The following is a 12,903-nucleotide window of genomic DNA, read 5'->3' on the forward strand; positions in this document are numbered from 1 at the left end:
GGGGCCCGGTGACAACGCTGTCGCCGGGCCCGGCGGCTCACTCCGGCCTGCGGGCCATCAAGTACGCCCTCGTGTACTTCTCCTCCTCCACCGGCTCCCGCACCGTCCGCGCCCGCAGCTCCAGGCCCGCCTCGCGCAGATGCGCCGCGACCGTCTCCGGGGTGCGCAGGTAGTAGCTCAGCGAGATCTCCTTGCCGAACCGCTCCGACAGATGGAGCAGCGTGTCGGTCTCCCCGCCCGGGAACTGGAACGACAGCAGGACGTGCCCGCCCGGCACCAGCACCCGGCGGAACTCCCGGAACACGGCGGTCAGCCGCTCGGTCGGGATGTGGATGATCGAGTACAGGGCGGTAATGCCGCCCAGCGTCTCCTCCGGCAGGTCCAGCGCGGTCATCGTGCCGACGTGGAACCGCAGATGCGGATGGGCCTCGCGGGCCAGCGCGACCATGCGCGGCGAGACGTCCACCCCGAACACCGGCACGCCCAGCTCGTGCAGGCGCGCGGTCACATACCCGGGTCCGCTGCCCAGATCGCCCACCGGGGCCCTGGAGTGACCGCGCACCTCCTCCGCGAAGGCGGTGAGCAGGGCCCGCTCCAGGGGGCGGCTGCCCAGGCCGTCCGGATGGCGCTCGGTGTAGGGGTCGGCCATCGCGTCGTACGACGCCCTGGCCGCCCGTACGAAATCCGGGTCCGTGGTCGGGGCCGTGCCTGTCGTCGGGGCCGTGCCCGGGGCCAGGGCCGGGGCCGTGCCCGTGATCGAGTCCGTGCCCGTGGCCGGGGCCGTGCCCGTGGCCGGGGCCGTGCCCGTGATCGAGTCCGTGCCCGTGGTCGAGTCCCTCGTCGCGTCCGTCACGGGGGCGGAGCCTAGCCGCGCCGGGGGAGGCGGGTCGGCAGTTTCACCCACCGGAAAACTGCCGGACCCCGCACATACCTCGTGGTCCTGGACACGTCAGGATGGCGCCATGAACGGTGTGCGCGAACTCGTCTTCCGGTCCCGCTTCCGGCGCGGCCTGTGGGCCGTCCTGGTCGTGGTCGCGACCGGGGCCCTGCTCACCGCCCTGGCCGTGGCCCGGGGCGGCACGGCCCCGCTGCTCGCCGTCGGCGTGATCTGCCTCGGCACCGGGCTGGCCTTCCTGGGTCCCACCACCGGCGAGGTCCGCGCCGACGCCCACGGCATCCACACCCGGCGCCGCACCGTGTCCTGGACGGACGTCACCGATCTGCGCGTACGGATCAAGCGGTGGCCCCGGGGCCAGGAGTCCCGGCAGATCCTCGTCGCCCTGCGCGACCGGCGCGCCTGGCAGCTTCCCCAGCCCACCGGGTGGGGCACCGACGACGCGTACTTCGAAGACGCCCTGGAGTCCCTGCGCGCCCTGCACCGCCGCCACGGCACCGCGCCCCGCTCGGACCGGCTCGTCCTCGTCTCCCAGCGCACCGCGGGCCGCGGCTCGCCCTGGCCGCCGGTCCTGTGTGTCCTGCTGCTGGTGTGCGCGGGCGCGGCCGCCTGGTCCGTACCGCGGGCCGACGACTCCACGCGGGCCTGGGAGTCGGCCGTACCGTGCGCGGAGTCGACCCCCGCCGAGGACCGGCGCGAGTGCCTGACCACGGTCCCGGCCGTGATCGAGGCGACCGTGGACCAGGGGCCGAAGCAGGGCGGAACGCTGTACTTCGCCGACGACCGTCCGATCGACGCGCTCTCCGTGTCGGGGGAGGCCGCCCGGGAGCTCAAGCCCGGCGACACGGTGCGACTCACCCTCTGGCGCGGCGATGTGATGGAGGTCTCCGGAAGCCGCTACACCTGGCGCGAGCACGTCTCCCCGCCCGGTGACCTGGCCGTGGTCGCGGCCGTGCTCGCCCTCCTCGCGGGCTACCCGGCGGCCACGACGGTGACGCGGCTGCGCTGGCGGAGGCTGCCCGACGGAGAGGTCCTCCCCTCCGCCCTGCCCTACGCGGCCGTCCTCGCCGCGACCGGCGCATGGCTCCTGCCCCTCGCCTACCGGCACCCCACCGACCTGCTCGACTCGCCCACCGCCGTCACCTGGGCGCTCGCGGGCACCGCCGCCACGCTCGCCATGACCGCCCTGGCCTGGCGCGCCACCCGGGTCCGCTTCCCCGGCGAGGTCACCGTCCCGGCCGAGCGGGGGGAGGTCTTCGTGCGCGCCCGCTTCCTGGAGTCCACCGACTACAACCCCGACGGCTTCGGCACCCACATCGCCCTCGGCGGCGACCAGCCGCCCGCCGTCACCCCCGGCCCCGGCCGGTACGGCGCGCTGACCCTTCCGGCCCGGCGGCTCACCGTCACCCGGGTGCGCAGGCCCCAGGAGTACGACGGCGACACCGTGCCCCGCAGCTGGCACGTCGCCGACCTCGACGACGACGGCACCCCCGTCCGCCTGGCCGCCGCCCCGGCCGACCTCGCCCGCGTCCTGCGCGCCCTGGAGACCACAGCGACGCTCGCGGACGCCTCGACTCCGGGTTCCGACAGATGAACAGAACCGACGTGGCTGTCCGTGGCGTGGTATGGGTTGGTAGGAGAGCGGATGGGTGACGTGATCGACTCGCTCGAAAAGTGAGGGAGTTTACCCGTCCCAACCCACACCTATGCGTCTGGCGGCCAGATTTTCTTCCCCTAACGGGCTGAACTTTTGTTGATCGAGGGTCAGTTGGCCACCCGGGCGTCCTACCCTTCAGAGGGTGAAGCAATTGATGTCCGTAGAGTCCGAGGCCGATACCGCGGGGGAAGCCGGGGAAGCGCTGCTCCCGGGCACGCTGCCCGAGTCGCTGCGCGCCGAACTCGTCGCGTTCCGCCGCGACTTGCACATGCATCCCGAGCTGGGCAACCAGGAGTTCCGTACCACCGCCGCGATCAAGGAGCGCCTGGAGCGGGCCGGTCTCGCGCCGCGTGTCCTCGCCGTCGGGACCGGGCTCGTCTGTGACATCGGCAACTGGGACGACGGGCTGCCCGCGCTCGCCCTGCGTGCCGACATCGACGCCCTGCCCATCCCGGACGCCAAGACCGAGTGCCCCTACCGCTCCACGGTGCCCGACCGGGCGCACGCCTGTGGTCACGACGTGCACACCACCGTGGTGCTCGGGGCCGGGCTCGTCCTCGCCGACCTGCACCGCAGGGGGCTGCTGCCGCGGCCGGTGCGGCTGATCTTCCAGCCCGCCGAGGAGGTGCTGCCCGGCGGCGCCGCCGACTCCATCGAGTGCGGGGTGCTGGAGGGCGTGGGCCGGATCGTCGCCGTGCACTGCGACCCGCGGGTGGACGCCGGGAAGATCGGGATCCGCGAGGGCGCCATCACCTCCGCCTGCGACCGGCTGGAGATCGCGTTGGACGGCCCCGGCGGGCACACCGCGCGCCCTCATCTGACCACCGACCTGGTCACGGCCGCCGCCCGGGTGGTCACCGACGTGCCCGCGCTGGTCGCCCGCCGGGTGGACACCCGCGCGGGGCTCGCCGTGACCTGGGGCCGCATCGAGTCCGGCCACGCGCCCAACGTCATCCCGCAGCACGCCGAGCTGTCCGGGACCGTGCGCTGCCTGGACCTGGACGCCTGGCGGCAGGCGCCCGACATCGTGGTCGCCGCCATCGACGAGGTCGCCAATCTGCACCGCGCCAAGTCCGAGATCAACTACGTCCGCGGGGTGCCGCCGGTGGTCAACGACCCCGAGATCACCGAACTGCTGCGGGACGCCATGATCGCCCGCCGCGGCCCCGACTCCGTCGAGGGCACCCAGCAGAGCCTCGGCGGCGAGGACTTCTCCTGGTACCTGGAGCACGTGCCCGGTGCCATGGCCCGTCTGGGCGTACGCACGCCCGGTGAGCGCACCGTCCGCGATCTGCACCAGGGCGACTTCGACGTGGACGAGCACGCGATCAAGGTGGGCGTGGAGCTGTTCACGGCGGCGGCACTGATCGACCTCTGATCGACCCCGATCACCCTCTTCGGGTGCGTTCCGGTTGCGACCCCCACACCCACGGGAGAGTCTGACCCCATGGCGCTCACACCTGCGCGCCGATGTCCTGGAACGCACCATTCGATCCGGTGGTTCACCGGGACGTAACCGGCCATCGGCACGAATGGATAACGGCCACGCGATACCCCGTTCCCAGGAGTGTCTACGCGCGTTAATGTGCGCCGAACTCAGGCACCCACTGCGGGGCTTTTGGAGAATGGGGAACTTCACGATGCGTCGGACATCCAGACTGGCCCGGATCGCGGTGGGGGTCGCGTCGATCGCGCTCGCCGCCACGGCGTGCGGGGGTACCAGCAGCGACAAGGACAGCGGCAGCGACGGCAGCAAGGAGACGAAGGGCCTGGCCATCGCGTACGACATCGGCGGCAAGGGCGACCAGTCCTTCAACGACGCCGCGTACGCCGGTCTGCAGAAGGCCCAGGAGAAGTTCGGTTACAAGACCGCCGACATCGAGCCGACCGAGGGTGAGACGGACGCCGACAAGGAGCAGCGTCTGGCCTCCCTCGCCAAGCAGGGCTACAACCCGGTGATCGGCGTCGGCTTCGCCTACGGCCCCGCCATGGAGGCCGTGGCCTCGAAGTACCCGGACACCACCTTCGGCATCGTCGACTCCGTCGTCGAGGGCGACAACGTGGCCTCCCTGGTCTTCGCCGAGGAGCAGGCGTCCTACCTGGCGGGCGTCGCTGCGGCCAAGGCCACCAAGTCGAACACCGTGGGCTTCGTGGGCGGCGTGGACATCCCGCTGATCCACAAGTTCCAGGCCGGCTACGAGCAGGGCGTCAAGGACACCAACCCCAAGGTCAAGGTCATCAGCCAGTACCTGACCCAGACCGCTGAGGAAGGCGGCTTCTCCAGCCCCGACAAGGGCAAGGCCGCCGCCGAGGGCCAGATCGAGAAGGGCGCGGACGTCATCTACCAGGCGGCCGGCCTGTCCGGCCAGGGTGTGATCGAGGCCGCCGCCAAGGCCAAGGTCTGGGCGATCGGTGTCGACTCCGACCAGTACCAGCAGGAAGCCCTGGCGGCGTACAAGGACTTCATCCTCACCTCCGCCCTCAAGGACGTCGGCGGCGCGGTCTTCGCCCTCGCCGAGTCCGTCCACGACGGCAAGCCGCTGACCGGCGTCCAGACCTTCGACCTCAAGGTCAACGGCGTCGGCCTGGCCGAGAGCAACCCGAAGATGGCCGAGATCGAGGGCCTGACGGACGCGGTGGCCGCGGCCAAGGAGAAGATCATCGCCGGCGACATCAAGGTCAACACGGAGTGACCCACCACCGGTAACTCCCCACGAAGGCGGGCGGCACCCCTCAGGGCGCCGCCCGCTTCACTTGTTCTTCGGGCGCACGCCGGCGGGGGCCGGTCGCGCAGTTCCCCGCGCCCCTGGGGGGTGGGGCCGGCCGTTTGTTCTTCGTGTGCGGGTGGGTGGGGGGCTGGTCGCGCAGTTCCCCGCGCCCCTGGGTGGGACATCCAGCCGCTTCTTCTCCGGCTGCGGCCCGCAGGGAACCGCGAGACCAGCCCCCACCGGCCTTTAGGGGCGCGGGGAACTGCGCGACCAGCCCCCACCGGCCCGCACCCGACACACAACGCCCCCGGGGTCGAAGGGGCGGAGCCCCTGGGGACGGGACGGGTAGGGGCGGCGGGGGCGAAGAAACACACCCCCACCACTCCCCGACGCCCCCCAGTGACCCTCCGTCAAGCGCCGCACGGCACAGGGCACGGCCGGATAACGAGGTGGACAGAAGGGGTTTTCAGGCAGGTCTACGCGCGTTACTCTGCGGCGAAGCAATCAGCGCCGATGCTGTGAAGCAACCGAGCACACCACCGTCCGGCGCTTGTACCACTAGGAGCACTTCACATGCGCCGGATTTCCCGGATCACGGTCGCAGGCGCAGCGACCGCCTCTCTGGCCCTCGCCCTCTCCGCCTGCGGCGGCACCTCCACCGAGTCCAGCAAGTCGGACTCCAAGGGCGGCGACAAGGGCCTGGCCATCGCGTACGACGTCGGCGGCAAGGGCGACCAGTCCTTCAACGACGCCGCGTTCGCGGGCCTGGAGCAGGCGAAGAAGGAGTTCGGCTACACCACGGCCGACGTGGAGCCCACCGAGGGCGAGACGGACGCCGACAAGGAGCAGCGGCTGGTGTCGCTGGCCAAGCAGGGCTACAACCCGGTCGTGGGTGTCGGCTACGCCTACGCCACCGCCGTGAAGGGCGCCGCGGAGAAGTTCCCGGACACCACCTTCGGCATCGTCGACGACTCCACCGTCGAGGCGAAGAACGTCGCCGACCTGGTCTTCTCCGAGGAGGAGGCGTCCTACCTCGCCGGTGTCGCCGCCGCCAAGAGCACCAAGACCAACACCGTCGGCTTCGTCGGCGGCGTGGACATCCCGCTGATCCACAAGTTCCAGGCGGGCTTCGAGCAGGGCGTCAAGGACACCAACCCCAAGGTCAAGGTCCTCTCCCAGTACCTCACGCAGACCGCGGAGGAGGGCGGCTTCTCCAGCCCCGACAAGGGCAAGTCGGCCGCCGAGGGCCAGATCGAGAAGAAGGCGGACGTCGTCTACGCGGCCGCCGGTCTCTCCGGCCAGGGCGTCATCGAGGCCGCCGCCGCCAACAAGGTGTGGGCCATTGGTGTCGACTCCGACCAGTACAAGCAGGAAGCTCTCGCCAAGTACAAGGACTCGATCCTCACCTCGGCGATGAAGGACGTCGCCAAGGCGGTGTACAACCTGGCGAAGTCGGTCGAGGACGGGAAGCCCGAGACCGGTATCGTTCGAGGCGATCTGAAGACCGGCGAGGTGGGCCTGTCGAACTCCAACCCGAAGTTCGCGGACAACGCCGAGCTCCAGGAAGCCATCGAGACGGCCAAGGAGAAGATCATCAACGGCGAGATCAAGGTCAAGAGCAGCTGAACAGCAACACCCTGAGCAGCGTGTAACCGCGGGGTCACGTCAGCTGGGCGGGGTACGGGGAGGCGGACTCCTCGTACCCCGTTGTCAGCGATGCGTCACCCCTTTGTATGCCGTAGGGGCGCTACGCGCGTAGACGACCCCCGTCCCCAGGAGAGTGCGCCATCAAAGCGTCCAGCAGCCCTCCGGCCGGCGCGGCGGTCAACGGTCAGGTGACCGCCGTCGAGCTCGCCGGGATCACGAAGCGATTCCCGGGTGTCGTGGCCAACCACGACATCCACCTCACGGTCCGCAAGGGCACCGTCCACGCCCTCGTCGGCGAGAACGGCGCCGGCAAGTCGACCCTGATGAAGATCCTCTACGGCATGCAGAAGCCGGACGAGGGCACCATCGCGGTCGAGGGCCGGCAGGTCACCTTCTCGTCCCCGGCCGACGCCATCGCCCGTGGCATCGGCATGGTCCACCAGCACTTCATGCTCGCCGACAACCTCACGGTCCTGGAGAACGTGGTCCTCGGCAGCGAGAAGCTCTACGGCATCGGCGCCAAGGCCCGCCGCAAGATCAAGGAACTCTCCGACCGCTACGGCCTGGGCGTGGAGCCCGACCGCCTCATGGAGGAGCTGGGCGTCGCCGCCCGCCAGCGCGTGGAGATCCTCAAGGTCCTCTACCGCGGCGCCACCACCCTCATCCTCGACGAGCCGACGGCCGTCCTGGTCCCGCAGGAGGTCGAGGCGCTCTTCGACAACCTGCGCGACCTGAAGGCCGAGGGCCTGTCGGTCATCTTCATCTCCCACAAGCTGGGCGAGGTGCTCTCCGTCGCCGACGAGATCACCGTCATCCGCCGCGGCACCACCGTCGGCACCGCCGTCCCCTCCCAGACGACGCCGCGTCAGCTCGCCGAGATGATGGTCGGCAGCGAGCTGCCCACCCCGGAGACGGCGGAGTCCACGGTCACCGACCGCCCGGTCATCACCGTCGACAAGCTGCGCCTGGCGGCCCCCGGCGGCAAGGCCCTGCTGGACGACATCAGCTTCACCATCCACGAGGGCGAGATCCTCGGCATCGCCGGTGTCGAGGGCAACGGCCAGACCGAGCTGGTGGACGCCCTCATCGGCCTCAGGAACGCCGACTCCGGCACCATCAAGCTGGCCGACGACGAGATCACCGCCTGGGCCACCCGCAAGCGCCGCGAGCACGGCATCGGCTACATCCCCGAGGACCGCCACCGGCACGGTCTGCTCCTGGACGCGCCCCTCTGGGAGAACCGCATCCTCGGCCACGTCACCGAGAAGCCCAACGCCAAGGGCGTATGGCTGGACCCGAAGGCCGCCCAGGAGGACACCCGCCGGATCGTCGCGGAGTACGACGTCCGTACCCCCGGCATCGACGTCACCGCGGCCTCCCTGTCCGGCGGTAACCAGCAGAAGCTGATCGTCGGCCGCGAGATGAGCCACAAGCCGCGCTTCCTGATCGCCGCGCACCCCACCCGCGGTGTCGACGTCGGCGCGCAGGCCGCGATCTGGGACCACATCCGCGAAGCCCGCCGCGAGGGCCTGGCCGTCCTGCTGATCTCCGCGGACCTCGACGAGCTGATCGGCCTGTCCGACACGCTCCGGGTGATCTACAACGGCAAGCTGGTCGCGGACGCCGACCCGGCCACCGTCACCCCGGAGGAGCTCGGCTCGGCCATGACCGGTGCCGCCACCGGCCACCTGGAACACCCCGAGAACGCCGAGCCCGGCGCAGACACCCCCGAGATCCGCAAGTCTCCCGAGGCTCCGGAAGACGAGGCCCGCTGATGAAGAAGTTCGACAAGGAGCGCGTGCTCCTCGCGGTGGCCGGCCCGGTCATCGCGCTCGCCGTGGCCTTCGCGCTGAGCTCGATCGTGCTCATCGCCTCGGGCAAGAACCCGGTCGAGCCGTACACCCTGATGTTCGAGCAGGCCACCTACTCCGACGTCCAGGTGCTGATCATCAACCAGGCGTCGATGTACTACATCGCCGCCCTGGCGGTGGCCATCGGCTTCCGGATGAACCTGTTCAACATCGGTGTCGACGGCCAGTACCAGCTCGCCGCCATGATGACCGCCATCGTCGGCGCGCACGCGAACATCCCGGCCGCCCTCCAGGTCCCGCTGCTGCTGCTGACCGCCCTGTGCACCGGTGCCTTCTGGGCCGGTATCGCCGGTGTCCTCAAGGTCACCCGCGGGGTCAGCGAGGTGGTCGCGACGATCATGCTCAACGCGATCGCCACCTCCGTCATCGCCTACCTGTGGCTGCCCGACGTCTTCGGTGTGAAGGTCGGCAACAACAACACCACCGGCGTGATGCACGAGTCCGGCTGGATCCCCGGCTTCGACATGGGTGACGCCGGCGAGATCTACGGCCTGGTCCTGCTCGCGGTGCTGCTCGGCATCGGCTACTGGATCGTGCTCAACCGCACCCGCTTCGGCTTCGACCTGCGTGCCTCCGGTGCCTCGGAGTCCGCCGCCGCGGCCAGCGGTGTCGACCCCAAGCGCATGGTGCTGACCGCCATGCTGATCTCCGGTGCGATCGCGGGCCTGGCCGGTCTGCCGATCCTGATGGGCGACACCCACACCTTCAGCCTGAACTTCCCGACCGGCATCGGCTTCCTCGGCATCGGCATCGCGCTGCTCGGCCGCAACAGCCCCGTCGGCATCGCCTTCGCCGCCCTGCTGTGGGCCTGGCTCGACAAGGCCTCGCTCGAGCTGGACTTCCACGACTACGACAAGGAGATCGCGGTCATCATGCAGGGCCTGATCGTGCTCTCGGTGGTCGTCTCCTACGAGGCCGTCCGTGAGTGGGGCCTGCGCCGCCAGCAGCGCCGGGTCGGCGCGGAACTCGCCGCCGGTCACGTCCTCGGCGCCGACAACAACACTTCGAAGGAGGTGGCGGGCCGATGACCGCTCCTCAGACCTCAGCGGTCGACGTCAACCAGCCGACGCTCCAGCCCACGGCGCCGACCGGCCGCCGCCTGTCGTGGCCCGTCCTGCTGCTGGTCATCGCCGGAGCCCTGGCGCTGACCTCCATCGTCCGCATCATCACCGGCGCGGACGGCATCACCAACGTCAGCCAGATGTCCACCGCGCTCGAACTCGCCGTGCCGATCGGCCTCGCCGGTCTCGGCGGTCTGTGGGCCGAGCGGGCAGGTGTCGTCAACATCGGCCTCGAAGGCATGATGATCCTCGGCACCTGGTTCGGCGCCTGGGCCGGTTTCCAGTGGGGCCCGTGGACCGGTGTCGTGGTCGGCATCCTCGGTGGCTGCATCGGCGGCATCCTGCACGCGATCGCGACCATCACCTTCAACGTCAACCACATCGTCTCCGGTGTGGCGATCAACATCCTCGCCCTGGGCATCACCCGCTACCTCGCCCCGCTCGCCTTCGAGGGCGAGCCGGGCGGCTCCGCCAAGCAGTCCCCGGCGGTCGACTCGCTCGGCAACTTCACGGTGCCGGGACTGTCCGACTGGCTCCGGGACCTCAACAACGAGGGCTGGTTCTTCGTCTCGGACATCGCCGGCCTGGTCGGCGGCCTGGTCACCGACGTCTCCTGGCTGACCCTGATCGCGATCGCGCTGATCCCCGCCACCTGGTGGATCCTGTGGCGTACGGCCTTCGGCCTGCGGCTGCGCTCCTGCGGTGAGAACCCGGTCGCGGCCGAGTCCCTCGGTGTGAACGTCTACAAGTACAAGTACCTGGCGGTCGTGATCTCCGGTGGCCTGGCCGGTCTCGGTGGTGTCTTCCTCTCCATCGTGGCCAACCCCTTCTATCTGGAGGGCCAGGTCTCGGGCCGCGGTTACATCGGCCTCGCGGCGATGATCTTCGGCAACTGGATGCCGGGCGGTCTCGCCCTCGGCGCCGGTCTGTTCGGCTACACCGACAGCCTCAACCTGCGCGGCGGCTCGGAGAACGTCCACGCCCTGCTGCTGCTCGGCGCGCTGCTGCTGATCATCGGCGCGATCTGGCTGGTGATCCGGAAGAAGTACGCCTCCTCCACGATCACCGCGGTCATCGGCGCCCTGGTGTTCGCCTGGTACGCGGGCACCAACGAGGTCCCGAACCAGGTCGTCTCCGCCACGCCGTACGTCATCACCCTGATCGTCCTCGCCCTGTCGGCGCAGCGCCTGCGGATGCCGAAGGCGGACGGTCTGCCCTACCGGAAGGGCCAGGGCAAGTGACCCAGCCGGTCGACTGGTCGGCCCTGCGGGAGGTGGCGCGGGAGGCCATGCGCCACGCCTACGCCCCCTACTCGGGCTACCCGGTCGGGGTGGCCGCCCGGGTCGACGACGGCCGCACCGTCTCCGGCTGCAACGTGGAGAACGCCTCCTACGGGCTGGGCCTGTGCGCCGAGTGCGGGCTGGTCTCCGAGCTGCAGCGCACCGGGGGCGGCCGGCTCACGCACTTCACCTGCGTGGACGGCCGGGGCGAGATCCTCGTCCCGTGCGGCCGCTGCCGGCAGCTGCTGTACGAGTTCGGCGGCCCGGACCTGCTGCTGGAGACACCGGCGGGGATCCTGCCGCTGTCGGAGATGCTGCCCCAGGCATTCGGCCCGGACCATCTCGCCAAGTAACTCCTGTGCGGCCCCTCTGAACCGCTTTCAGAGGGGCCGCGCACTTTCTTGAGAACGTCGGAAGGAAAGTCATGGCCATGGATGCCATCTCCGTCATCCGCACCAAGCGGGACTGCGGAGAGCTGAGCGACGAGCAGATCGACTGGGTGATCGACGCCTACACCCGCGGCGAGGTCGCCGACGAGCAGATGTCGTCGCTCGCCATGGCGATCCTGCTCAACGGCATGAACCGCCGGGAGATCGCCCGCTGGACCGCCGCGATGATCGCCAGCGGTGAGCGCATGGACTTCTCCTCGCTCTCCCGCCCGACCGCCGACAAGCACTCCACCGGCGGCGTCGGCGACAAGATCACCCTCCCGCTGGCCCCGCTGGTCGCCGCCTGCGGCGCGGCCGTCCCGCAGCTCTCCGGCCGCGGCCTCGGCCACACCGGCGGCACCCTGGACAAGCTGGAGTCCATCCCCGGCTGGCGCGCGCTGCTGTCGAACGAGGAGATGCTGCACGTCCTGGACACCACCGGCGCCGTGATCTGCGCGGCGGGCGACGGTCTGGCTCCCGCCGACAAGAAGCTGTACGCCCTGCGCGACGTCACCGGCACGGTCGAGGCGATCCCGCTGATCGCCTCCTCGATCATGTCGAAGAAGATCGCCGAGGGCACCGGCTCGCTGGTGCTGGACGTCAAGGTCGGCACCGGCGCCTTCATGAAGACCATCGAGGACGCCCGCGAGCTGGCCTCCACCATGGTCGGCCTCGGCACCGACCACGGCGTGAAGACGGTCGCCCTGCTCACCGACATGTCCACCCCCCTCGGCCTCACCGCGGGCAACGCCCTGGAAGTCCGCGAGTCGGTGGAGGTCCTCGCGGGCGGCGGCCCGGCCGACGTCGTCGAGCTGACCATCGCGCTCGCCCGGGAAATGCTGGACGCGGCCGGCGTCCACGACGCCGACCCGGCCAAGGCCCTGGCCGACGGCTCGGCGATGGACGTCTGGCGCCGCATGATCGCCGCACAGGGCGGCGACCCGGACGCCGAGCTGCCGGTCGCCCGCGAACAGCACGTCGTCACCGCCCCCGCCTCCGGCGTCCTGACCCGCCTCGACGCCTACGACATCGGCGTCGGCGCCTGGCGCCTGGGCGCCGGCCGCGCCCGCAAGGAGGACCCGGTCCAGGCCGGCGCCGGCATCGAACTCCACGCCAAGCCCGGCGACACGGTCAAGGAGGGCCAGCCCCTGCTCACCCTCCACACCGACACCCCGGAACGCTTCGACTACGCCCTCCAGGCAGTCGCGAACGCCTACGACATCGCGGCCCCGGGCACGGAGTTCACGGCGTCGCCGGTGGTGCTGGAACGTATCGCCTGACCTGGGATTTTCTCTTTCGGGTGAACGGGATCGGTGGACCGCCACCGGTCCCGTTGGGCATGCTGGGATCGGTGAC

General features: G+C 70.5%; 10 protein-coding genes. 9 read left to right on the plus strand and 1 reads right to left on the minus strand.

From position 1 onward, the window contains the following. Positions 1–37 precede the first annotated feature (37 nt). Positions 38–649, minus strand: coding sequence for a class I SAM-dependent methyltransferase (locus tag ACZ7L7_RS10395; RefSeq protein WP_285510731.1), 612 nt, complete (start codon positions 647–649; stop codon positions 38–40). Positions 650–962: 313 nt separating this feature from the next. On the opposite strand from ACZ7L7_RS10395, the gene ACZ7L7_RS10400 reads away from it, so the two are divergent. The 9 genes from ACZ7L7_RS10400 (at position 963) to ACZ7L7_RS10440 (ending at position 12,827) form a co-directional block, all read left to right on the plus strand. Further along, positions 963–2,489: a PH domain-containing protein gene (locus ACZ7L7_RS10400; protein WP_472075531.1), complete on the plus strand. Its 1,527-nt coding sequence runs from the start codon at positions 963–965 to the stop codon at positions 2,487–2,489. A gap of 217 nt (positions 2,490–2,706) precedes the next feature. Further along, a complete protein-coding gene (locus ACZ7L7_RS10405; protein WP_285510472.1) occupies positions 2,707–3,930 on the plus strand; it encodes a M20 family metallopeptidase in 1,224 nt (407 codons plus the stop codon). 262 nt (positions 3,931–4,192) lie between these two features. Next, positions 4,193–5,245 carry a BMP family lipoprotein gene (locus ACZ7L7_RS10410; RefSeq protein ID WP_285510471.1) on the plus strand — a complete coding sequence of 351 codons (1,053 nt, stop codon included), beginning with the start codon at positions 4,193–4,195 and terminating at the stop codon, positions 5,243–5,245. A 588-nt stretch (positions 5,246–5,833) separates the two neighbouring features. Next, positions 5,834–6,886, plus strand: coding sequence for a BMP family lipoprotein (locus tag ACZ7L7_RS10415; protein WP_093723101.1), 1,053 nt, complete (start codon positions 5,834–5,836; stop codon positions 6,884–6,886). A gap of 209 nt (positions 6,887–7,095) precedes the next feature. Further along, a complete protein-coding gene (locus tag ACZ7L7_RS10420) occupies positions 7,096–8,682 on the plus strand; it encodes an ABC transporter ATP-binding protein (RefSeq protein WP_093723100.1) in 1,587 nt (528 codons plus the stop codon). Beyond that, complete coding sequence (locus ACZ7L7_RS10425) at positions 8,682–9,806, plus strand: ABC transporter permease (protein WP_472075534.1); 1,125 nt, start codon at positions 8,682–8,684, stop codon at positions 9,804–9,806. The genes ACZ7L7_RS10420 and ACZ7L7_RS10425 overlap by 1 nt, the downstream gene beginning before the upstream one ends. Further along, positions 9,803–11,080: an ABC transporter permease gene (locus ACZ7L7_RS10430; protein ID WP_453600970.1), complete on the plus strand. Its 1,278-nt coding sequence runs from the start codon at positions 9,803–9,805 to the stop codon at positions 11,078–11,080. The genes ACZ7L7_RS10425 and ACZ7L7_RS10430 overlap by 4 nt, the downstream gene beginning before the upstream one ends. After that, on the plus strand, positions 11,077–11,472 hold the full coding sequence (locus tag ACZ7L7_RS10435; protein WP_453600967.1) for a cytidine deaminase: 396 nt from the start codon (positions 11,077–11,079) through the stop codon (positions 11,470–11,472). The genes ACZ7L7_RS10430 and ACZ7L7_RS10435 overlap by 4 nt, the downstream gene beginning before the upstream one ends. A 71-nt stretch (positions 11,473–11,543) precedes the next feature. Continuing rightward, the gene (locus ACZ7L7_RS10440) at positions 11,544–12,827 is read left to right on the plus strand and encodes a thymidine phosphorylase (RefSeq protein WP_285510465.1); all 1,284 of its coding nucleotides are present in this window, start codon (positions 11,544–11,546) and stop codon (positions 12,825–12,827) included. Positions 12,828–12,903 lie beyond the last annotated feature (76 nt).

It is taken from the genome of Streptomyces sp. NPDC110618 (genome assembly GCF_055657065.1).